At 59.2% G+C, this 21,883-nt stretch carries 23 protein-coding genes and 1 riboswitch; of the genes, 19 read left to right on the top strand and 4 right to left on the bottom strand.

What is annotated here, in order from left to right; all coding sequences use genetic code 11:
• The first annotated feature begins 10 nt into the window (after positions 1 to 10).
• The 6 genes from argF to BW14_RS12600 all read left to right on the top strand — a co-directional run bounded on the left by argF (position 11) and on the right by BW14_RS12600 (position 5,409).
• Complete coding sequence (argF, locus tag BW14_RS10760) at positions 11 to 976, top strand: ornithine carbamoyltransferase (RefSeq protein ID WP_044088591.1); 966 nt, start codon at positions 11 to 13, stop codon at positions 974 to 976.
• Positions 973 to 1,485 carry an arginine repressor gene (locus BW14_RS10755; RefSeq protein ID WP_140490577.1) on the top strand — a complete coding sequence of 171 codons (513 nt, stop codon included), beginning with the start codon at positions 973 to 975 and terminating at the stop codon, positions 1,483 to 1,485. Before argF ends, BW14_RS10755 begins: the two co-directional genes overlap by 4 nt.
• Positions 1,486 to 1,610: 125 nt before the next feature.
• Positions 1,611 to 2,849, top strand: coding sequence for an argininosuccinate synthase (locus BW14_RS10750; protein WP_044088588.1), 1,239 nt, complete (start codon positions 1,611 to 1,613; stop codon positions 2,847 to 2,849).
• A gap of 345 nt (positions 2,850 to 3,194) precedes the next feature.
• Positions 3,195 to 3,602, top strand: a complete 408-nt coding sequence (locus BW14_RS10745; protein ID WP_044088587.1) for a GntR family transcriptional regulator — start codon at positions 3,195 to 3,197, stop codon at positions 3,600 to 3,602.
• Positions 3,603 to 3,615: 13 nt separating this feature from the next.
• Positions 3,616 to 4,785, top strand: a complete 1,170-nt coding sequence (locus tag BW14_RS10740) for a DUF1648 domain-containing protein (RefSeq protein WP_223847846.1) — start codon at positions 3,616 to 3,618, stop codon at positions 4,783 to 4,785.
• A 456-nt stretch (positions 4,786 to 5,241) separates the two neighbouring features.
• A complete protein-coding gene (locus tag BW14_RS12600) occupies positions 5,242 to 5,409 on the top strand; it encodes a DUF3791 domain-containing protein (RefSeq protein WP_202962227.1) in 168 nt (55 codons plus the stop codon).
• A 126-nt stretch (positions 5,410 to 5,535) separates the two neighbouring features.
• On the opposite strand, the gene BW14_RS10725 is transcribed toward BW14_RS12600, so the two are convergent.
• From BW14_RS10725 to BW14_RS10715, 3 genes are read right to left on the bottom strand one after another with little or no spacing between them, the layout of a single operon-like run.
• Positions 5,536 to 5,814, bottom strand: a complete 279-nt coding sequence (locus tag BW14_RS10725) for a DUF4160 domain-containing protein (RefSeq protein ID WP_044088586.1) — start codon at positions 5,812 to 5,814, stop codon at positions 5,536 to 5,538.
• Entirely contained in the window at positions 5,807 to 6,034 is a 228-nt protein-coding gene (locus BW14_RS10720; RefSeq protein WP_044088584.1) for a hypothetical protein, read from the bottom strand. Before BW14_RS10720 ends, BW14_RS10725 begins: the two co-directional genes overlap by 8 nt.
• Positions 6,027 to 6,314, bottom strand: a complete 288-nt coding sequence (locus BW14_RS10715) for a hypothetical protein (protein WP_202962223.1) — start codon at positions 6,312 to 6,314, stop codon at positions 6,027 to 6,029. Before BW14_RS10715 ends, BW14_RS10720 begins: the two co-directional genes overlap by 8 nt.
• 61 nt (positions 6,315 to 6,375) lie before the next feature.
• Here BW14_RS10715 and BW14_RS10710 point away from each other — a divergent pair, with 61 nt between their 5' ends.
• The 13 genes from BW14_RS10710 (at position 6,376) to BW14_RS10655 (ending at position 21,047) form a co-directional block, all read left to right on the top strand.
• Positions 6,376 to 8,139, top strand: coding sequence for a DEAD/DEAH box helicase family protein (locus BW14_RS10710; RefSeq protein WP_140490575.1), 1,764 nt, complete (start codon positions 6,376 to 6,378; stop codon positions 8,137 to 8,139).
• 115 nt (positions 8,140 to 8,254) lie between these two features.
• Positions 8,255 to 9,736: an argininosuccinate lyase gene (gene argH / locus BW14_RS10705; protein ID WP_140490573.1), complete on the top strand. Its 1,482-nt coding sequence runs from the start codon at positions 8,255 to 8,257 to the stop codon at positions 9,734 to 9,736.
• A gap of 78 nt (positions 9,737 to 9,814) precedes the next feature.
• A riboswitch (TPP riboswitch) is annotated at positions 9,815 to 9,916 on the top strand.
• A 185-nt stretch (positions 9,917 to 10,101) separates the two neighbouring features.
• Entirely contained in the window at positions 10,102 to 10,296 is a 195-nt protein-coding gene (gene thiS, locus BW14_RS10700; protein WP_044088582.1) for a sulfur carrier protein ThiS, read from the top strand.
• Between the two features lie 82 nt (positions 10,297 to 10,378).
• The gene (locus BW14_RS10695; RefSeq protein ID WP_140490571.1) at positions 10,379 to 11,248 is read left to right on the top strand and encodes a thiazole synthase; all 870 of its coding nucleotides are present in this window, start codon (positions 10,379 to 10,381) and stop codon (positions 11,246 to 11,248) included.
• Positions 11,249 to 11,432: 184 nt separating this feature from the next.
• Positions 11,433 to 12,242 (top strand): thiazole biosynthesis adenylyltransferase ThiF, encoded by an 810-nt coding sequence (gene thiF, locus BW14_RS10690; RefSeq protein ID WP_140490569.1) that lies wholly within the window; start codon positions 11,433 to 11,435, stop codon positions 12,240 to 12,242.
• Between the two features lie 86 nt (positions 12,243 to 12,328).
• A complete protein-coding gene (locus BW14_RS10685; protein ID WP_140490567.1) occupies positions 12,329 to 13,645 on the top strand; it encodes a DsrE/DsrF/DrsH-like family protein in 1,317 nt (438 codons plus the stop codon).
• A gap of 213 nt (positions 13,646 to 13,858) precedes the next feature.
• Entirely contained in the window at positions 13,859 to 14,413 is a 555-nt protein-coding gene (locus BW14_RS10680) for an HD domain-containing protein (RefSeq protein WP_140490565.1), read from the top strand.
• Between the two features lie 24 nt (positions 14,414 to 14,437).
• Positions 14,438 to 15,337 carry a putative ABC transporter permease gene (locus BW14_RS10675; protein WP_140490563.1) on the top strand — a complete coding sequence of 300 codons (900 nt, stop codon included), beginning with the start codon at positions 14,438 to 14,440 and terminating at the stop codon, positions 15,335 to 15,337.
• Between the two features lie 159 nt (positions 15,338 to 15,496).
• Complete coding sequence (gene tyrS, locus BW14_RS10670) at positions 15,497 to 16,819, top strand: tyrosine--tRNA ligase (protein WP_140490561.1); 1,323 nt, start codon at positions 15,497 to 15,499, stop codon at positions 16,817 to 16,819.
• A 93-nt stretch (positions 16,820 to 16,912) separates the two neighbouring features.
• Positions 16,913 to 18,946 carry a hypothetical protein gene (locus tag BW14_RS10665; RefSeq protein ID WP_140490559.1) on the top strand — a complete coding sequence of 678 codons (2,034 nt, stop codon included), beginning with the start codon at positions 16,913 to 16,915 and terminating at the stop codon, positions 18,944 to 18,946.
• An 8-nt stretch (positions 18,947 to 18,954) separates the two neighbouring features.
• Positions 18,955 to 20,001: an HAD-IIA family hydrolase gene (locus tag BW14_RS10660; RefSeq protein ID WP_140490591.1), complete on the top strand. Its 1,047-nt coding sequence runs from the start codon at positions 18,955 to 18,957 to the stop codon at positions 19,999 to 20,001.
• A complete protein-coding gene (locus BW14_RS12065) occupies positions 19,998 to 20,174 on the top strand; it encodes a hypothetical protein (protein WP_169740245.1) in 177 nt (58 codons plus the stop codon). Before BW14_RS10660 ends, BW14_RS12065 begins: the two co-directional genes overlap by 4 nt.
• Positions 20,175 to 20,255: 81 nt before the next feature.
• Positions 20,256 to 21,047 carry a TlyA family RNA methyltransferase gene (locus tag BW14_RS10655; RefSeq protein ID WP_044088577.1) on the top strand — a complete coding sequence of 264 codons (792 nt, stop codon included), beginning with the start codon at positions 20,256 to 20,258 and terminating at the stop codon, positions 21,045 to 21,047.
• Between the two features lie 32 nt (positions 21,048 to 21,079).
• Here the strand turns inward: BW14_RS10655 and BW14_RS10650 are convergent, their stop codons facing one another.
• The gene (locus tag BW14_RS10650; RefSeq protein WP_044088576.1) at positions 21,080 to 21,757 is read right to left on the bottom strand and encodes a polymer-forming cytoskeletal protein; all 678 of its coding nucleotides are present in this window, start codon (positions 21,755 to 21,757) and stop codon (positions 21,080 to 21,082) included.
• Positions 21,758 to 21,883 lie beyond the last annotated feature (126 nt).

The following is a 21,883-nucleotide window of genomic DNA, read 5'->3' as shown; positions in this document are numbered from 1 at the left end:
GAGCAACACCATGACCCCAGAATTACGACACATGCTGCGTGATGACGATCTCGACCATGACGAGCAGAAGCAGGTGCTTGAACTCGCCATCAAGTTCCATCACGACCGTTTCTACAAGCAGCCGTTCGCAGGCCCCCAGGCTGTCGCCGTATTGTTCGACAAGCCATCCACCCGAACCCGTTCCAGCTTCTCCATCGGCGTGGCGGAGCTTGGCGGATACCCGCTCGTCATCGACAAGTCCGGTTCGCAGCTCGGCCGCGGCGAACCAGTCGCCGATACCGCACGCGTGCTCGACCGCATGGCGTACGGCGTGGTATGGCGCACCTTCGGCCAGGACCGCGTGGAGGAAATGGCCAAGTACTCCACCCATCCCGTCATCAACGCGCTGACCGATGACTTCCACCCGTGCCAGATCCTCGCCGACTTCCAGACCATCGCCGAGCACCGCGGTGGCGTCGACAATCTGAAGAACCAGACCATCGCCTACGTGGGCGATGCGGCCAACAACATGTCCAACTCTTATCTGCTCGGTGGCGCTGTGGCGGGCATGAACGTGCGCGTCGCCGGTCCGCAGGGGTATCTGCCCCGTCCGGATATCGTCGCCGACGCCGAACGCATCGCAGCCGAGAACGGTGGTTCCATACTGGTCACCACCGATGCCCGTGAAGCTGTGAAGGATGCCGACTGCGTGTTCACCGACACGTGGGTCTCGATGGGTGAGGAAGCCGAATACGCCATTCGTTCCAAGCCGTTCTGGGACTATCAGGTCAACGCCGAATTGATGGCGCTCGCCAAGCCGGATGCGCTCTTCCAGCATTGCCTGCCTGCATATCGTGGCAAGGAGGTCACCGCTGAGGTGATTGACGGGCCGCGATCCGTGGTTTGGGATGAAGCGGAGAACCGTCTGCATGCGCAGAAAGCGCTGATGACATGGCTGGCCGGCAAGGCCCGCGGGGACGAAAGCCTGCTGGCATGAGCGACTCCTCTCCGTCGCTGCAGCGGCCGGCCACCCGGGCAGCCAGGCTCAGTGCCATTGAGCAGGCGTTGGCCACGCATATCGTCACCTCGCAATCGCAGCTTTCCAAAATACTGATCGCTGAGGGCATCGCGGTGACGCAGGCTACGCTGAGCCGCGATTTGGATGAGATGCATGCGGTGAAGACCCGGTTGAAGGACGGTACGGTGGCATACGCGGTCGAACGCGGTGCCGCCGCGCCGGACGGGGATGCGATGGGGGAGCGCACGGAGGCGCAGATGTCCCGTGTGCTGAGCGGTCTGGTCACCTCGGTGGCCGCCGCCCGCAACCTCATCGTGGTGCACACGCCTTCCGGTGCCGCCCAATACGTGGCGTCGGTGATCGACAAGCAGCCGATCGATGGGGTGCTGGGCACCATAGCCGGAGACGATACGGTGATGATCATCTGTTCCGATGACGCCACTGCAGGCGATAGAGCCGACTGGCTGCTCGCCCTTGCGTCGAAATGACGTCCTCGTAAAAGGCTTTTTGCGTGCTGGGATTGTCTTTCGCCCAACACGCCGTGCATAAATATGCATACCTCTGTATATAATTGCATTCAGTTTGTTTTTTTATCGTTTAGGAAAGGGAAGCAATGGCAGACAACAAGCGCATTGTTCTGGCTTATTCCGGTGGTCTCGACACCTCCGTCGCCATCTCGTATCTGAAGGAACGTACCGGCAAGGATGTCGTTGCCGTGTCCCTCGACGTCGGTCAGGGCGGTGAAAGCCTTGAGACCATCAAGCAGCGCGCGCTTGCCTGCGGTGCCGTGGAGTCCTATGTGGTGGACGCCCGTGACGAGTTCGCCAATGAGTACTGCATGAAAGCCCTGAAGGCCAACGCCATGTATGAGGGCGTCTACCCGCTGGTCTCCGCCATCTCCCGTCCGCTGATCTCCAAGCACCTCGTGCGCGCCGCCCACCAGTTCGGTGCTGACACCATCTCCCACGGCTGCACCGGCAAGGGCAACGACCAGGTCCGCTTCGAGGTGTCCATCGCCTCCATCGACCCCACGCTGAAGGCCATCAGCCCGATTCGCGACCTCTCCCTCACCCGTGACGTGGAGATCGCGTTCGCCAAGGAACACAAGCTGCCTATCACCCAGACCGAGAAGTCCCCGTACTCCATCGATCAGAACGTGTGGGGCCGCGCCATCGAGACCGGCTTCCTCGAGGATCCGTGGAACGGTCCGACCAAGGACTGCTACTCCTACACCGACGACCCGGCCTTCCCGCCTGTCGAGGATGAGGTGGTCATCGAGTTCAAGCAGGGAATCCCGGTCAAGATCGACGGCCGCGACGTCACCCCGCTGCAGGCCATCGAGGAGATGAACCGTCGCGCCGGCGCCCAGGGCATCGGCCGTATCGATCTCATCGAGGATCGTCTCGTCGGCATCAAGTCCCGTGAGCTGTACGAGGCTCCGGGTGCTGTGGCCCTCATCACCGCGCATCAGGAGCTCGAGAACTGCTGCCTCGAGCGCGAGCAGCACCGCATCAAGCGTGACATCGACAAGCGCTGGGGCGAGTTGGTCTACGATGCGCAGTGGTTCTCCCCGGCCACCCAGTCGCTCAACGCCTTCATCGAAGACACCCAGAAGTACGTCTCCGGCGAGATCCGCATGATCCTGCACGGTGGTCGCGCAGTCGTCACCGGCCGTCGCTCCGACTCCTCGCTGTACGACTACAAGCTCGCCACCTACGATTCCGGCGACACGTTCGACCAGAAGTCCTCCAACGGCTTCATCGACATCTACGGTCTGCCGTCCCGCGTGGCCGCAGCCCGCGACGTCAAGTTCGGCAACGGCATCGAGGTGCCGTCCAACACCGTGGAGTAGGTTCCGACTCAATCCGATTCCAAGTCGATGCGGCAATCTGCATGCCGCAACGCCATATTGAACTCCCCTCAGCAATGAGGGGAGTTTTTGTTATGCGCGTGTGGCCTTTCCTCGTAAGCGAGTTCAAGTGTGTCGCGTGCGAAGTTCGTTGATTATATCGTTGGCTCCCCTTGTCAGGGGAGCGCCCGCGAAGCGGGAATGAGGGGTAGTTGAATTCGCCAGCGAATTTCTGATGCAGATTCTCGGTAAAAATAGCCTCCGGGGCGCGTGATATGACAGAAATACGCAAAACTGTTATAGAAGATATAGAACAAATAGTATGATTGGTGTGGGAAAGGAGAGGCTGTGATTATCGAGGTCGACCAGCGAAGCGACGTACCGATCTATGAGCAACTGCATCGCCAAATCATCGCTGCAATAGCCAACGATGAACTTGTCCTGGGCGACCAGCTGCCTTCGGTCCGTTCGCTGGCTGTAGATCTGGGTATCAACCTGCACACGGTGAACAAGGCCTATGCATTGCTGAGGGATGAGGGCTACATCGTGATGCGACGCGGGTCGGGCGCGCTTGTCGCCGATCGGCGTGATGGCTCAGGCGAGGTGAACCTGATGGCTGAAATGCAAGACAAGCAGATGAACGATGACTTGTATCGTCTGGCTTTGGCCTATAAGGCCCGTGGCGGAGCCGCGGCGGGGTTCCTTGATGCCGCAGAGCGTCAGTGCGGGCGCGCATATCGGAAATGCAACAGTTGAAAGGAGTGTTGTGATGGATAACATCAATACGATGACTGTGGCGACGAACATCATGCTGGGGCTGTTCTTTCTGTTGCTGGTATTGATGACCGCCAGTGTTTCGATGGTGCCATGGATCGCCGACCGGCATGCGGTGTTCGGAGTCAGTGTGCCGTTGTCCGCCCATACGGACAGACGCATTCGTGGATATAAAGCGATGTACGCGTGCAATATAGTGAGTTGTGGCATTATTGCCCTGCTTATCGATGCGATGATTTGGCGTAATTTCGGCATGGCCGGTGCGCTCTGGGCGTTGTTCATCAGTTCGCTGGTGATTGCGGCAATGGGGTTTATCGCGCAGCAGAGGTATCGGCGTCTTACGCTCGAGCTCAAGAAGGAGCGCGGCTGGACCGCGACCGGCGAGCGTCATGCCGTGTTGGTGGGGGAGCGGGACAATCCACAGCCGTTGGGTCTTGCGTGGGAGCTCTTGCATGTCGTGGCGATTGCCGTCACGATAGCGGTTGGTGTGCTTGGCTATGACCATATGCCGGAACGGGTGGCGATGCATGCGAATGCTGCCGGGCAGATCGATGGCTGGGTGGACAAGGGCCCGATGCTGATTTGGTATCCGGTGATCGTGCAGGTGCTGCTGGCTGTGGTCATGACGGCCGGTCACGCTGCGATTATCTATGCCAAGCATCCCATCGACCCGGACCATCCTGCCACCACAGGGTATGCCTATGGCGTGTTCTCCCGCGTGTGGAGCATCTACATGCTGGTCATCGGACTGCTGACTGCCGGTGGCGTCGGTCTGGGCATACAGCTGTCCAACATAGGGGTGATCACGCTGGGGACGTTTGGCGTATTCGCCATGTTCATCGCCGTGGTGGCCCTGTTGGGCGCACTGGTGATAGGCCTGTATTACGGGCAGAACGGATCCCATGAATATGCGGAGCGCCGTTCGGTGACTATGGGCCGTGGCGGCGAGGATGCTGCAACCGATGGTGATGAGCCGATGCCATATGATGACGACCGACATTGGGTGGCAGGCGTGTTCTACGTCAATCATGACGATCCTGCCGTCATGGTGCCCAAGCGTTTCGGCGTCGGATGGACGGTCAACTTCGCCCGCCCGTCGGTGATCATCGTGTCTGTGGTCCTCATTGTGGTTTGCATCGGTTCGCTGGTGGTCGCGGTGATGTAGGCAAGAGATATCTTGAAGGGGTCATTGTCTGCTCAACGTTGGTAAGGGAACTGGTCGTGTTACCGATACATGGCAATTCGCATCCGCTTGGGAACAGCGTAAGTATGAATTGCTGCAGAACATCAAGAAATCCTTGCTTGACGAGATGATTGTGTGAGGGAGGCGGTAATGACCACGTTGGAACGGGAGCTGCTCATTTATTACGACCGTGAGATTGTCCAGCGTATATGCAGCAAATACGGTTTTTCTCCTATGAAGGCGCTGGAATCCTTCATTCGTTCGTAGACGTACGCCATGCTGCGCGATCCGGAATTGGCGATGACCGAGTTTTCTCCTGCGGGCATCTTCGACATGTGGGAGGTAGAACAGATCACCGGTGATCCTAGGGATTCACTGTATTTGAGGAGGGATGAGGTTGACGCGTGAAATGAGCTTCTTCATCTACCTACTGGAGCAATATGCCGGCGACAAGGCCGTTCTGCCTCCGATGTACTGCGTGAATGGGACGAGCACGGCGTCACGCAGGAGATCTACGACATGTACGAGATGTACCATCAGGAAAGCATCTGCAATGCCTACGAGGATATCGATCATCTCGTAGCTACCGGCGAACACAAATGGTGAGGAAGTTGCATGATGAGCAGATAAATGAGCAGATAAACGCATCTGATGATGTTATTGTCAGTAACACTGACAATAACGCTGACAATACTGGCCGCTTCAAAGCTCAGAAGCACAGGGAGGGTGGAATCATGACTCGTAAAAGTCCTCGGTGCTGTACTCCTTCCATTTGAGATACATCTCGCGATAGTTCTTTTTGATGAATTTTTGGATGATGCCGACTTCTTTGGCTGTGAGTCGTCCCTGTCGTTCTAATGTCGTATCGCCATTTGGTTTGACAAAGAACTTCGCTGAGCCGGTTTCAGTCAATTTGGTATCACTGGCATGGACATGCATGCATTCAATCACGCAGAAGGAAGTGAAGTAGAGGTAATAGCCGGCAACCATGAATTGGAAGTATTTAGGCATGATCCAAGAACTCCTTATTGGCACGGTAGTACTCTTGGACAATGCCGATCTCCATATCGTCCATGCTGGTTTCGAGCAGGCTGCCGTCGCTATTGAGCACGGCTGCTGATGTGGGAACGTTAAGGTTCAATACTCTTACATGGCCGTTATCGACAGGAGTGAATGCGTAGCCATTGATGATCATTCCAGCCGAATCGGCTATTGCCCTGATGTCAGTCATGAGCGATTTTCACTTTCTTTATGGGTTGCATGAACGAATTGGCATTGATGTACAAGTCGTTGAGTATCGGCTCCAGATCGATGTATTCCTCTTCTGGAACAGTGTTTTGCTTGTATTGGGCGTCTACCACGAGATAGCCGTTATCCCACTGTTTGACATCAGTGTATCGTTCTAAGGAGTATGGGGCTCGGAACCGTATACGCAGTTTGCCGTATTGAAACACGGTGAATCCATTCTCCGCGCTTAGGTATGCGGTGTCATTCGGCGTTGTGATCGTCACGGTTCGCTGCTCCTTCCTTGATATGGCATCCTTGGCGTGTCAATGCACGTAATGCAATGTTGTGCTGATAGCCATTATAGATTGTGATGAAACTCCGGGCTTGTGCCTGAAGGTGCTTCGCAGCTACCAGTACATCGCCGCCAATGCCATCTCCGACCGGGTACGCAAATGCGATTGGGAACAACGGCCGGCCTTGCCCGGTCGCCCCGGTGGATACGTATGGCATACCACCGGTTCCGGGAAGACCATGACCAGTTTCAAATCGGCACAGCTCATCGCCGATTCCAAGAATGCCGACAAGGTCGTGTTCCTTATGGATCGCATTGAACTGGGGACACAATCACTGAAGGAATACCGCAGTTTTGCGGACAATGAGGATGATGTGCAGGGCACCGAGAACACCGGCGTGCTGCGACATCGTCTTGCCAGCGCGGATCCAAAGGACACGCTTATCGTCACCTCAATCCAGAAAATGAGCAACATCAAGCTTGGCGAAGGCGGCGTTACCCAAGCCGAATTGGACAATATGGCAAGCAAGCGCATCGTCTTCATCGTTGATGAATGTCATCGCTCCACCTTTGGCGATATGTTGCAGGACATCCGGCGATCCTTCCCGAACGCTCTGTACTTCGGATTTACCGGCTTCGACTCGAAATGGGTGAACACGCTGTATCTCGATAAGGTAATTGAAAACGAAAGCATTATTCAGGCGTTCAGCCGCACCAACCGTCTGTTCGGACCGGACAAGCCCTTTGGAATGATTCGTTACTATCGCAAGCCCCATACCATGCGCGACAACATCGCGCGCGCGGTCAAGCTTTATTCCGGTGACCGTCCACTCGATCTGCTTGTACAAAAACTGCCGCAGAATGTGGACTCCATGGATGCGCGTTACCGGGAGATTCTGAGCGCGTTCAACGATTCAGGGCAATCGGACCTGCGGCAGCTGCCCGAGTCGGTGGAATCCAAGCGCAAGTTCGCCAAGGAATTTGTGGAGCTCAATCAATTCCTGGAAGCGGCGAAAGTACAAGGATTCGACTGGAACAAAGAATCATTCGAGTTCACGGATGAGAATGGCGACTCAGTGAACGTGCGCCCGGAGCTTGACCAACGCACATATCTGATACTGGCGCAACGATACAAGGAGCTCTTCGGTGACAAGTCGGAAGGAGACAACGCGCCGGGTGACGGCAAGGATGACGACGAAGCTCCGTATGAGCTGGACGGGTATCTGACCGCCATCGATACCGGGCTGATAGACACGGATTACATGAATGCCAACTTCACCAAATGGCTCAAAGCGTTGCGCGAAGAAAGCGCTGAATTGACCAAGGTGACGACGGAATTGCACCGCTCGTTCGCGACGCTCTCGGCCGATGAACAACGACTCGCGGAACTGTTCTTGCGTGACGTGGAACGTGGTGATGTGACCGTCGAGGACGGCATGACATTGCGTGGCTACATCACCCGTTATGCGCGGCGTGAGAAGGACGGACAGATAGACAAGCTCGTGGGCTACTTCGGAGTGCGGCGCTCTCTCGTAGAGGAGTTCATAGGCCAGTTCATCACTGAGGCGAACATCAACGAATTCGGACGGCTTGATGCCTTGTATGACTCCATCGACAAAAAGTTATCGAAATCCACGCTAGAAGTATGGATGGGTGTGATTATTCCACAGCCCAAAGCGAATCGGACAGTGCGAAACCTGCTGAGGCGTTTCGTGTTGGGAGGTGGATTCGATGTCGATGAAACGCTTGAAAAGATGCGAATTGCGAAAGGCGAGGAGGAATCGGACGATACGCCGCGTGATGTAGCCCAACGCTGATACTCTGACAGACAGTCGCAAACCATATGAATGCATGTGAAGTGCGCCATCGTGCACGCACGCGCATTCCCCCCCGGGATATCACATGACGCGCAGGAACGCGAAGGAGTAACGCATGACCGAATCCAACCAGCAGTCCGAACACCTCGCCCTGTGGGGCGGCCGCTTCACCTCCGGCCCCTCGCCCGAGCTGGCCCTCCTGTCCAAGTCCACCCAGTTCGACTGGCGCCTCGCGGACGATGACATCGCCGGCTCGCGAGCCCACGCCCGCGCGCTCGGCCGCGCCGGACTTCTGACCGCTGACGAGCTTCAGCGCATGGAAGATGCGCTCGACACCCTGCAGCGCCGGGTGGACGACGGCTCCTTCGCACCCATCGAAGACGATGAGGACGAGGCCACCGCGCTCGAACGCGGCCTGATCGACATCGCCGGTGACGAGCTCGGCGGCAAGCTTCGCGCCGGACGCTCACGCAACGATCAGATTGCCTGCCTGATCCGCATGTGGTTGCGCCGCCACTCCCGCGTGATCGCAGGGCTCCTGCTCGACCTCGTCAACGCGCTCATCGAACAGAGCGAAAAGGCCGGCCGTACCGTGATGCCCGGACGCACCCACATGCAGCACGCCCAGCCGGTGCTGCTGGCCCACCAGCTCATGGCCCACGCCTGGCCTCTCATCCGCGACGTGCAGCGCCTCATCGACTGGGACAAGCGCATCAACGCCTCCCCGTACGGCTCCGGCGCGCTCGCCGGCAACACGCTCGGCCTCGACCCGGAGGCCGTAGCCCGCGAGCTCGGCTTCTCCCGCGTGACCGACAACTCCATCGACGGCACCGCCGCGCGCGACCTCGTGGCCGAATTCGCGTTCGTCGCCGCCATGACCGGCGTGGACATCTCCCGTCTCTCTGAGGAGATCATCATCTGGAACACGCAGGAATTCGCGTTCGTGCGCCTCGATGACGCCTATTCCACAGGCTCCTCCATCATGCCGCAGAAGAAGAACCCGGACATCGCCGAGCTGGCCCGCGGCAAGTCCGGCCGTCTCATCGGCGATCTCACCGGTCTGCTGGCCACGTTGAAGGGCCTGCCGACCGCATACGCGCGCGACCTGCAGGAAGACAAGGAAGCCGTGTTCGATCAGGTCGACACGCTGGAGGTGCTGCTGCCCGCCTTCACCGGTATGGTTCGCACCATGCGCTTTGACGCCGACCGTCTTGAAGCCGAGGCTCCCACCGGCTTCGCACTGGCCACCGACATCGCCGAATGGCTGGTCAAGAACGGCGTGCCGTTCCGCCATGCCCACGAGCTCTCCGGCGCATGCGTCAAGATCGCCGAAGGCCGCGGCCAGGAGCTCTGGGACCTGACCGACGAGGACTTCATCGACACCTTCGCCGCATTCCTGCCTGCCGATAAGGCCCCGGGCGTGCGTCAGGTGCTCTCCAGCCACGGTTCTGTGGACTCCCGCAATGGCAAGGGAGGCACCGCCTACGGTCGAGTGCGCGAGCAGATTGCCGATGCCAAGGCGCAGGTCGAGGAGCTCAAGCTCTTCCCGGCCTCCACGTCGGACGGCTCCGCCTACAAGGTGCCCGGCACGTTCTGAGTGCCATACGGCTCCCCTCGCGCGAGAGGGGAGCTTTTTCATTTGTTCATATGTCACAGAGGGCCTCTACACTGGGCAACTGTAACGAACGGGAGCCGAAAGGCTGAGAGGAAGCGCCAGCTTCGACCGGGGAACTTGACGCGGGTCATGCCGCCGTAAGGAATCGTTGTTGAGCGGTTTGCCAAGTTGCCCGCAGCAGTCTTCAGTTTCCGTGAACACAACTAAGCCGTACAGGCTGTCTGTTGGCGTAGCCAATGCGCCGAAAGCAGGCTGGCGGTCGCATGACAGGGTTCATGAATGGGCGCACCACTTACGGTACGGTTCGTTTCGTGCACCCTTTTTTAGTATTCGGAAAGGGGACCGCAATGCAGGTCAACGGAGAGCAGGTCAAGCTCGAGCAGCCGGTCAGTGTGGCCGACTATCTCGAAACGCATGGATTCCGCGCCGAGCGTGTGGCCATCGAACTCAATGGCGAGATTATCCCACGCGAGAAACGCGCCGAAACCATGCTCGACGACCAATGCGTCATGGAGATCGTGCAGTTCGTGCAGGGTGGCTGACTTCGCGCTTCACCCGTCGGCTCCATTGGCCTCCACTGACAGGGAGAGCCGGAAACATCATCAATCCAATGAAGGGAACATCATGAGCAATATCAATCCGGTCACCGAAGCATCCGTCGAAGCTACGCCGTTGCCGCCGCAGCCCAAGGTCGTCAATCCGGTCGGCACCGCAGCGCCGATGCTGCCGGTCGAAGACAAACCGCTCAATCTCGGCGGCCATGAATTCGAGTCCCGGTTCATTCTGGGCTCCGGCCGTTACGACCTGAACCTCATCAAGGCCACCGTCGAGCACGCCGGCACGCAGATCGTCACCATGGCATTGCGCCGTGCCCAGACCACCGAGAACAGTGTGCTCGACTACATCCCCGAAGGCATCACATTGCTGCCGAACACCTCCGGTGCGCGCAACGCCGAGGAGGCCGTGCGCATCGCGCGCCTCGCCCGCGAGGTGTGCCACACCGATTTCGTCAAAGTCGAAATCGAGCATGAGACCAAATACCTGCTGCCGGACAACGCCGAAACCATTCGCGCCACCGAAATGCTGGCCAAGGAAGGGTTCGTCGTCATGCCGTACATGTTCCCGGACCCCATCGCCGCACGCCAGCTCGAGGAGGCCGGTGCTGCCGCGGTCATGCCGCTCGGTTCGCTCATCGGCTCCAATATGGGACTGCGTATGCGCGATTTCATCGAGATCATCATTGCCAACGCCAATGTGCCGGTGATCATCGACGCCGGCATCGGTCGTCCGAGTCAGGCGTGCGACGCGATGGAGATGGGCGCGGACGCCGTCATGGCGTACACCGCAGTGGCCTCGGCGGGCAACATCCCTCTGATGGCCGAGGCGTTCAAGAACGCCATCAACGCCGGCCGTGCAGCCTACCTGTCCGGTCTCGGCAAGGTGACCGAAGGACAGGCCGTGCCGTCCAGCCCGACTACGGGGTATCTGCACTGATATCGGGAATGACTCCCTTCGGTCCGTCCGGCTCCCCCCAGAGGAGGGGAGCCGAGTGAGGGGCCTGGCGTCGCGGTTCCCTCAAGTGAGGGGAATCGAGCGGGGGCCTGGCGTCGCAGTTTCTCTCGCTTGGGGGCGAGGTGTGGGCTTCCTCGCTTGAGGGAGTCAGGATTATGGAGAAAACATGGCATTATCTGACGAACAGCTCGAACGATACTCTCGTCACCTCATTTTGAAGGGTGTGGGCGTCAAGGGGCAGAAGAGGCTGCTTGCCGCCAGCGTGCTCATCATCGGCGCGGGCGGACTCGGCTCGCCAGCAGCCCTATATCTGGCGGCTGCAGGCGTGGGACGCCTCGGACTCGTGGACGGTGATGTGGTCGATCTGAGCAATCTCCAGCGTCAGATCATCCACACCACTGCCGCAGTCGGCACCCCCAAAGTGGAGTCGGCGGCAGCCGCCATCCGTGAGCTCAACCCGGAAGTAACGGTTGAAACCCATCAGGAACTGGTTGACGCCAGCAACATCGCATCGCTGATTGACCCATATGATCTGGTGATTGACGCCACGGACAATTTCGCGGCGAAATTCCTCATCAACGACGCCTGTGTGCTGTCCGGCAAGCCGTTCATTCACGCCGGCGTGGTCGGATTCGCCGGTCAGGTGATGGATGTCGTGCCAGGCGAAGGCCCTTGCTATCGTTGCATTTTCCGCGACATGCCCGCAGCGGGTGAGATTCCGACCTGTAAGGAGGCCGGTGTGCTGGGCGCGGTGGTCGGCGTGGTCGGCAGCCTTGAAGCCACCGAAGCCGCCAAACTCATCGTCGGCGTGGGGGAGCCGCTGGTGGGCCGCATGCTCACCGTCGATGCACTGACGATGAACATCCGCCGTGTGCTGCTGCCCTCGCATGTGCCGGATTGCCCGGTATGCGGCGACCATCCGACCATCACCACGCTCGATCCGGCCAACTACGTCCAGCCGGCATGCGCCATCTGAACCGCACCATCTGAACCATCGAACAGGACGGCCACGAAGGCTCGTCCGCACGGCCATCGGAAAAGGCCATTTTGGAAGGGAAAACCATGACCATCACCTTGAAGCACGATCATGATGCCGACGACTACCGGCACATCGACGCGAACGAATTCGCACATCTCGACACATCCTCGGTCACGCTTCTGGATCTGCGCGAGCCGGATGAAGTGCTGGTGCACCCGATTGCCGGAGCGATCAACATCCCGTTCGAGAACATCGGACACATCGGCAATGCGCTGAGCGACATTCCGAAATCCAAGCCGGTGGTCGTCTTCTGCAGGGTGGGAGACTGGAGTGCGCAGGTATGCGAGATCTTGGCCGACCGTGGATATGATGCCGTCAATCTCGATGGAGGGTATGAGGCATTGCGGGAAGCCACTGCCGGGCCGTCCGAGGTTGGTCGGTCCGAAGGCGACTCGTCCGAGGTTGGCCAGTCCAAGCGTCAGTCCGTCTCTGATTCGTCGTCCTCTGCGGCCGCTTCCAGTTCCGCGCCGGTCATGCCGCCCGTCGCGCCGGTCACGCTGACCGTGCCTGTCTCATCCAAGACTCAAGGTGGCAGCACCTCATCGAACGGTACCGCAACGTCGCAGCTGTTACATGTGGATGCCAAGGGGCTCAAATGCCCCGGACCAATCGTGGCCGTGGCCGATGCCCTGCGCGACCAGCCGATCGGCACCCGCCTGAAGGCCGAGGCCACCGAGGACGCCTTCTGCTCGGACATCGCCGTATGGGCCGAACGCACCGGCAACCGTCTCATCGATCTTCGCCGGGACGACGAGGGCATCATCCATGTCGAGCTTGAGAAAACGGCCGTCCCGACACAGCCTGCAGGGAGGTCTTTCGGTGCGAACTCGAGCTCGGCTCCGGCATCCACCGACGCCGGCGGCGACGTGCTCCATGACAAAACCTTCGTGGTATTCAGCGGCGATCTGGACAAGACCATTGCGGTGTTCATCATGGCCAACGGCGCTGCGGCGATGGGACGCAAGGTCACCATCTTCTTCACGTTCTGGGGACTCAACATCCTGCGCCGTCCCAAGCGCGTGCGCACGAACAAGAACCTCATCGAGCGCATGTTTGGTTTCATGATGCCGCGCGGCACCCGTAAGCTTGGTCTGAGCCGCATGAACATGGGCGGCCTTGGTGCCGCTATGATTCGTTGGATCATGAAGTCCAAGAATGTGGCATCCCTTGAGGAGCTCATGCGTCAGGCCAAGGAGCACGGTGTGCGGCTGGTAGCCTGCCAGATGTCCATGGACATCATGGGCATCCGCAAGGAGGAGCTGATTGACGGCGTGGAACTGGGCGGCGTCAGCACGTTCCTCGGCTCCGGCGAGACCAGCGATATGAGCCTGTTCGTGTGAGACCATCCGTGCGGGCGAAGTCCATATGAACTTCGCTTGCGCGGCCTGGCCATCTCATCCCGAGGTATGAAGGCGAGCGGGCAAGGTTCCGTCGTACAATCGGCCACGGAAGTCGGCGCCTGACGGCACATCGACACGCACGCCGGCCCGATGCGATGGCTTTGCACGGTCATCGCATAAGACCTTGATTTCCGATGGGGAGGACCGTACACCGTGTCACATCTGCTCACCCGTACGCAGATTCAGCAATTGGTAGCCATGCATGGCCACGAAATCATTGGGCACAGGCACATGGACATAGAGCGATGCTGCTATCAGCATGGCAATGTCACCACGTTCGCTCATTCGATTCGTGTGGCCTGTTTGGCGGTATGGATGGCCGACCGTGCGCATCTGTGGCATCACGTGGACCTGCGTTCGCTTATCCGGGCGGCCCTGCTCCATGACTATTTCCTCTACGACTGGCATGATTGGGACAACGGCACTCATCGTTGGCACGGGTTCACCCACGGTCATGCAGCGCTCGTCAATGCGCTCAGGGATTTCAAGCTCAATGCCATCGAGAAGGACAGCATTGAGAAGCACATGTTCCCATTGACTCCGATTCCGCCGCGCTATATCGAAGGGTATCTGGTCACCCTGGCGGACAAGATCTCCGCCACACGTGAAACGCTCTCAATGGGCCGATTCCATAAGAAGTCGCTGCCATCTGCGCAGGTGCGCGCCACCATGGTGAAGAATGATTCTCGTCAAGAATCGGTTCGATAGGTAAACCCGCGATAGGTATCCCGTATGCTGCTGTTCTTTGAATATCTGTTTCTGTGGTTCGTGTTCTACAGTTTCGCCGGCTGGGTGTACGAGTCGATTCTGGTGTCCTGTCAGGAACGCCGATGGGTGAATCGTGGATTCCTGAACGGTCCGTTGTGTCCGATCTATGGTACAGGTGCGGCAGCCGGCGTGGTTGTGCTCGGAGGCGTTCGCAATCCAGTCGTCCTGTTTGTACTGTCAATGGTGGGCGCTTCGATTCTTGAATATTTCACGTCGTGGGCGATGGAGCAGCTGTTCCATGCGCGATGGTGGGATTATTCGCATTTTCGATTCAACCTCAATGGCCGCATCTGTCTGCTGGGAGCCGTGGTGTTCGGCATCGCGGGTGTGATCATCGTCGACGTGATCCAACCGGTCGTCGAACAGATGACCATGATGGTTCCGTTGCGAATCATCCATATGATGTGCGCTGTGCTGCTGGTGCTCATCATCATCGACACCATTGTCACCGTGTGCGGTATCGTCGACTTCGAACAGAGCCTTGAACGGTTCAAGGTCGTTGCGTCCAGATACGGCGATGCCATGCGGGAGATGGTTACGGACGCTGTCTCCGGTGCCGCCGAAATGGCCAATGGCGTGGTGGGGGATGCTGCTGGTATAGCCTCCAATGTCATCAGCGGCGCATCCGACAAGTTCGGCGGCATGCCATCCGCGGTCAGCCAGAAAGTCGGCGACTCTTGGCAGAACGGCAAGGATATGTCGGCGGAGCTTATGCTGCGCATCAAGGATGCCGCCGATTCCGTGTTCAACCGTCAGCAGCGCCGTATGATTGCGTCCTTCCCGAGGCTGAAGACCACCCGGAACAACGAAACGCTGCAGCAGCTGCGCGAGACGCTTGAACGGCTGTACCGGCGCGGGCGGTGAATGCTCGTAGGCGCGGGGGAAGACGTCATATGGTGTGTGCACGATATGGAAACCCGACCTGCGCGGCACTGTCGGTGTGTCCTGCGAGACTTATAGACGCTTGAAATAGAAGTAGGGCATCATCCAATCACACAATTCGATAGGGAGAAGCATCAGGCTATGGCTCACGTCACCGACTTCAAGGAAGCGGGTTTCGACACCCTGCTTGAGGAACTGGAATGGCGCGGGTTGATTTCCCAGTCCACGGACAGGGATCGACTCGCGGAAGCATTGAACGGCGAGCCCATCACCTATTATTGCGGCTTCGACCCCACGGCTGCCTCGCTGCATATCGGCAATCTCGTGCAGCTCATCAACATGCGGCATCTGCAGCTTGCCGGCCATCATCCGATTGCCTTGGTCGGTGGTGCCACTGGTCTGATCGGCGATCCGCGTCAGTCCGGTGAACGCACATTGAACCCCAAGGATGTCGTCGCCGGCTGGGCGGAGCGCCTGAAGCGTCAGATCGGCGGCATTCTGGAGACCGAGGGCGCCAATCCGGTGCGCTTCGTGTCCAATTACGACTGGACCGCACAGATGACCGTCATCGACTTCCTGCGCGATGTCGGCAAGAACTTCCGCCTCGGCACCATGCTCGCCAAGGACACCGTGGCCCGTCGCCTGAATTCCGAGGAGGGCATATCCTTCACCGAATTCAGCTATCAGGTGTTGCAGGGCAATGATTTCCTGCATCTGTTCGATGAATACCATTGCACGCTTGAGCTCGGCGGTTCCGACCAGTGGGGCAACCTCACTTCCGGCTTGGACCTGATTCACAAGGTGCGTGGCGTGGACGTCAACGTGTTCACGAGCCCGATCATCACCGATGCATCAGGCAAGAAGTTCGGCAAGTCCGAGGGCAACGCCGTATGGCTGGATGCCACGATGCTCAGCCCGTACAAGTTCTACCAGTTCTGGATCAACCGTCCGGACGTGGAGATGGAGAATCTGCTCAAGGCGTTCACCTTCCTGCCCAAGGCAGAGATCGAGCGACTGGTCGAGGAATCCAAGACCAATCCCGGCAAGCGTGAGGCGCAGAAGACGCTGGCATGGGAAGTCACCAGTTTCGTCCATGGCGAGGAGGCGACCCAAGCCGCCATCGATGCCTCAGGCGCGTTGTTCGGCCGTGGCGGCAATCTTGAAGACATCGACGAGGCGATGCTTGAATCCGTGCTTGACGGATTCAAGGTGACTGACGAGCAGGGCAATCATGTCTTCCCGGTGGCCCATCCCGGTGACCGTGTCATCGATGCCGCTCAGGCGGCGGGCTTGTTCAAGTCCGGTTCCGAAGCGCGTCGCGCCATCAAGTCGGGTGGCGTCTACCTCAACAACAATCGTGTCGATGATGAGGAGCAGGTGCTTGGCGAGGGTGATTTCCTCTCAGGACGTTTTGCACTGATCCGTCGTGGCAAGAAGGCGCTTGGCGCCGTGGAAAACCGTTAGTTCTCATGTTCGCCGGACCGTCCGACGATGCGGAATCGCAGACGGTTCGGCGAGCATCACGATTCGTAATTCGCAGTGAAGAAAGGCATGCACATGGCAGAAGGAAACGAGCGTTCCGGTAAATCGTACGGCGGCGGACATAAGGGTTATGGTGACCGTCGTCCATCCAGCCGCGGTGGCAACGGTTTCAAGCCACGCGGCAAGGGAGGCTTCAAGCCGCGTCGTGAGGGAGAAGGCTTCAAGCCGCGCTATCGCGACAATGGAGAAGGTCACACCCCTCGTCGGGATGGTGACGGCGAGAACGGTCATGGCGGCTTCCGCAAATCGTACGGCAAGTCCGGCGGCTTCCATAAGGGCGGTTTCCGCAAGGATGGCGAACGTGGCGGATTCCGCAAGGAAGGCGGCTTCCGTCGTGACGGCGGATTCCATAAGGATGGTCCGCGTCGCGACGGCGGATTCCGCTCCCATGAAGGCGAGGCGGGGGAGAACCCGCGCTATCAGCATCGTGACGGCGAACACCGCGAATTCCGTCGTGACAACGACCGCCGTAACTTCCGCCGCGATGGTGAGCACGGTGGCTTCCGCCGCGATAACGACCGTCGTGATTTCCATCGTGATGAACGCCGCGATGGCGAGCGTCGCGACAACCGCGACTTCCGTCGTGACGGCGGACGCAACGAGGGCCGTGGCTTCCGCAGCAATGATGACCGTCGCGATTTCCATCGTGACAATGATCGTCGCGATTTCCATCGTGACAATGACCGCCGTAACTTCCGCCGCGATGGTGAGCACGGTGGTTTCCGCCGCGACGACCGCCGCGATAACGATCGCCGTGGCTTCCGCGGTGACAAGGAACGTCGTGATTTCCATCGTGACAGTCGTGACGACCGTGGTGGTTTCCGTCGTGATGACCGTCGTGACGGCGAGCGTCGTGAATTCTCTGCGGAAGAGAAGACCCAGTATCGGGAGCAGAAGCGCAGCGAATACATGAGCCGTCCGCGCCGCAACTCCGACGGCACGATGAGCTTCCCCTCGCAGAATCCGTACACGGCCCGTCGCCCCGATGAGCCGCGCATGCCCAAGGGGATGGAATGGTCCATGCTGTCCTCGGACGAGCGTGAACGTTTGCGCGGCTTGGCCAAGGAGCATGCAGAGAACATCGGTCTGCACATTCTTGCGGCGTATGCGCTTGAGGAGAAGGATCCGCAGGCGGCACTCGAGCATGCCAAGTGGGTGGCCCGTCAGGCGTCCCGCATCGATTTCGCCCGTGAGACCCTTGCGTTTATCGCCTATCGTCAGGGCAACTACAAGCTCGCCTTGCGCGAGTTCCGCACTGCCTACCGTATGAATGGATTCCAGGATTATCTGCCGTTCATCGCTGATTGCGAGCGTGGCGTCGGCGATCCCAAGAAAGCCGTGGAGATCGCGCAATCCGAAGAAGGCAAGCAACTGCATGGCGCTCCCAAGGTGGAGATGTTCCTGGTGTATGCCGGTGCGCTCGGCGATCTGAAGCTGTGGGACAAGGCCATCGAGATCGTGCACACGGTCGGCCGCTCCCAGGGACTTCCCGGTGAGTACCGTATGCGCGCGGTGCAGGCGGAGCAATACTTCCTAGAAGAGGCCGGTCGCAATGGCGAAGCCGAGAAGCTCGACCGCCTACTCGATCGTCTCGAAGAGCAGTACGCCGATGAGGACAGCGATGAGGACAGCGATGATGTGGTCATCGACCATGACCTCGAAGAGCTGACCGATGATTCCGAGGTGCTCGAGCAGCTGGGCATCGATCCGTCCGAGGCCCGGTTCGCGCCTGAGCCGGAACCCGAGGATGATGAATCCGAGGACGCATCCGACGATGAGGATGACGACGAAGACGCGGAAGAGTCCGGCGATGCTTCGGAAGACGATTCGGATGATTCCGATGAATCCGACGATTCTGACGAATCCGATGAATCCGATGAATCCGATGATGCAACCGAGGAATCCGATGGGTCCGAGGAACAGTCCACCGCCGATAACGCTGATGCCGATGAGTCCGATGCCGCGGATAGCACGGACGATACGGACGCGGATGCTGAGACCGACACTGCGTCCGATGAGACCAGCGTCTCCGAGGAATCGGAGCAGTGAGCCTGACCATGACACGCTTCCTCAAAGGCACCGATCGGCCCTTGGCACAGGCATACCAGCTGGCGTTGCTTGACTTGGACGGTGTGGTATATCGAGGCAAGAATCCGGTCGAGTATGCCGCCGATTCCATTCGTGCCGCAGAACAGGCCGGCATGACCATCGAATACACCACCAACAACTCTTCGCGATTCCAGCACGTGGTGGCCGACCAGCTCAAGGGCTTCGGTCTGGATGTGGAACCGTGGCAGGTCATCACCTCGTCCGTGGTCGCGGCCCGTATGGTGGCGAAGGCCTTGCCGGAGGGGGCGCGTGTACAGGTATTGGGCGCCGAACATTTGCGTGAGGAGGTTCGGCATAACGGCCTGACCATCGTGGACGGGCCGGAAGCCCATCCCGAGGCGGTCATCCAAGGATGGTATCCGCAGATGACCTGGCAGATGATGGCCGATGCCGCATTCGCCGTGGAGGCCGGCGCCGCGTATTTTGTAACCAATCGCGATCTGACCATTCCGCGCGAACTGGGCATCGCGCCGGGTTGTGGCTCGATGATCAACGCGGTCGTCACCGCCACGGGCGTGGAGCCCGTGGCATCGGCCGGCAAGCCGGAATCATACATGTATGACGAGGCACGCGAACTCAATGCGGCGGAAGGTCATGACCTGGTCCCCAAGGAGTCCTCGCTCGCCATAGGCGATCGTCTCGATACGGATATCGAAGCCGGCAACCGTGGCGGTTACGATTCCCTGGCGGTCCTCACCGGCGTCACCAACCCCACGGAACTGATGCTCGCTCCGGCCCACCTGCGTCCTACATTCGTTGCGCAGGACCTGCGTGAACTGGCCAACATCCAGCCTGAACCGGTTCGTGCCGAAGACGGTACTTGGGAATGCCGCAGCGCCTGCGCCTGGTTCGAGAATGGTGCCGTGCACGCAAGCGACACCACCAGTATGGATGCATTACGTGCGGCCATGTGCGCGGCATGGGAAGCCGAGGACAAGGGCGCGATGCTCGAGCCGAGCACCGTGCCTGCATTCGAGTTCAGGCGAGGGCAATGAACGGGCCGTCCAACGACACGGATGAGGGTACGGATACGAAGGATGACGCGCCGATTGTGCAACGGTATCCCGAGCTTGCCGACATCGATCGATTGAGCGATGACCGCAAGCTCGAGGTGTACCGTTCGGTGCTCGAATCACTGCAGCGCGAACTTGACTCCAGCCGCGAGTAACGGCCGCGGAACAAAGGAGCAAAAGAATCGTATCGGCTGGATCGCTGACTGCCGCTGGCGGAAGCGGTGAAAGGATGAGCTATGGTCACGCAGCCCATTGACCCTGCGACGCCGCTTGATCGTCTTGACATGATGCTGGTGGCTTCCGGGCTGGTCGAATCACGCGCCAAGGCGCAGCGACTCATCAAGGGCGGTCATGTACGTGTCGATGGCATGACGGTCACCAAACCGTCGTATATGGTCAAAGCCGGACATGAGGAACTCGCCGTAGACAAAGGTGACGACTACGTCTCCCGTGGCGCGTACAAGTTGCTGGGCGCGTTCCAGGCCTTTGCGGCCCAAGGACTTACTGGTCCCCGTGGCCTGCGTTGCCTGGACATCGGTGCCTCCACCGGAGGGTTCACCGATGTGCTGTTGCGTGGGGGAGCCGCCGCAGTCGTGGCGCTTGATGTCGGCCACGGACAGCTCGACCCCCGCATATCCGCCGATGCCCGCGTTACGGAGATGAGCGGCGTCAACATTCGTGACGTCGAGGCAGATGATCTGCCATGGCGTCCCCAGATGATCGTATCCGATGTCTCGTTCATCTCACTGACCTATGTGATCCCGGTGATCGCCCGCATAGCCGCACCGGATGCCCATGTGGTGCTTCTGGTCAAACCGCAGTTTGAAGTCGGCCGCACCGGTCTGGGCAAGAACGGCATCGTCGAAGACCCGGCATTGCGCAAGCAGGCGCTCGATACGGTCGTCGATTGCGCCAATCGCCATAGGCTTGCCGTGAGGGCCACCGCCGACAGCCCCATCGAAGGTACGCACGGCAATGCCGAATACCTGCTGTATGCGGTTGCAGGCAATGGTCCGCGACCGTTATAAGTCGGCAGGCATAGCGCATGGCGCGAATGGAGTCAGGAGACAGCCCTGAGATGGGTTCTCCGGCAGGCTCCGGTCAGCAGCAGCACGCTTGATGTGCGGTCTATGCCCAACGAAGTCGAACAGGCGGCACTTTCCACGGAAGTGCCGTTCCTCAGCGTCGCGGTGTCAACCGTCATCGTTCTGCATGTCAGCCGTGAAGCATCCACATTGCTGACACTGATGGCGTCCGCGTGGCTGCGTGCCTGATAATCCGGCATACCGAACCTCGAGAACATGGTGCTGTGCAGAGGACGGACGGTGAAGGAACGGCCATCGATGTCGTTGCCATGCAGCACGCCGCTGAGTTGCATCTCATCGGCGGTGATGCGATGCGCATTGCTGAGAGTGCCGGTCATCTCCATATTTCCGGAGCAGTAGATGTTGCCGTCGGAAACCAGGCTGCCGGTCAATTGGATGCTGTCACAGACGATATCGCCTTTGACCTCGAGCGTCCCGCATCCGGCTATGCGTTTGACACGTATTTTGCCTGAACATCGCACTACGCCTTTGTTGATGATGAGGTTCTCACCTTGGATGTTCGGTGCCTGCAGGCTCCCTTCCACCATCGTGGTGCGGAATCTGACCGCGTCGGCGAATGTGGCGTTATGCTCCACATCGATGAGGTCGTAGTCGCCGTTGTGTATCAATGAGCAGTCCGTGGACTTATGCATGGTAATACCCCCTTCCGGGACTCTCAGGGTTCAGCCTAGGCGCAGATTACCTGGCCGGGGAGCCGATGTCCGCAGAGTAGCGGGGGTATGTGCGAACAGGGGGTGTTCTTATGGTTGCCGATTTTC

It is taken from the genome of Bifidobacterium sp. UTBIF-68 (assembly GCF_006408855.1).
Classification (GTDB): domain Bacteria; phylum Actinomycetota; class Actinomycetes; order Actinomycetales; family Bifidobacteriaceae; genus Bifidobacterium; species Bifidobacterium reuteri.
Note: the sequence above shows the minus strand (reverse complement) of the source record. Positions and strands in the feature narration are given on the sequence as shown.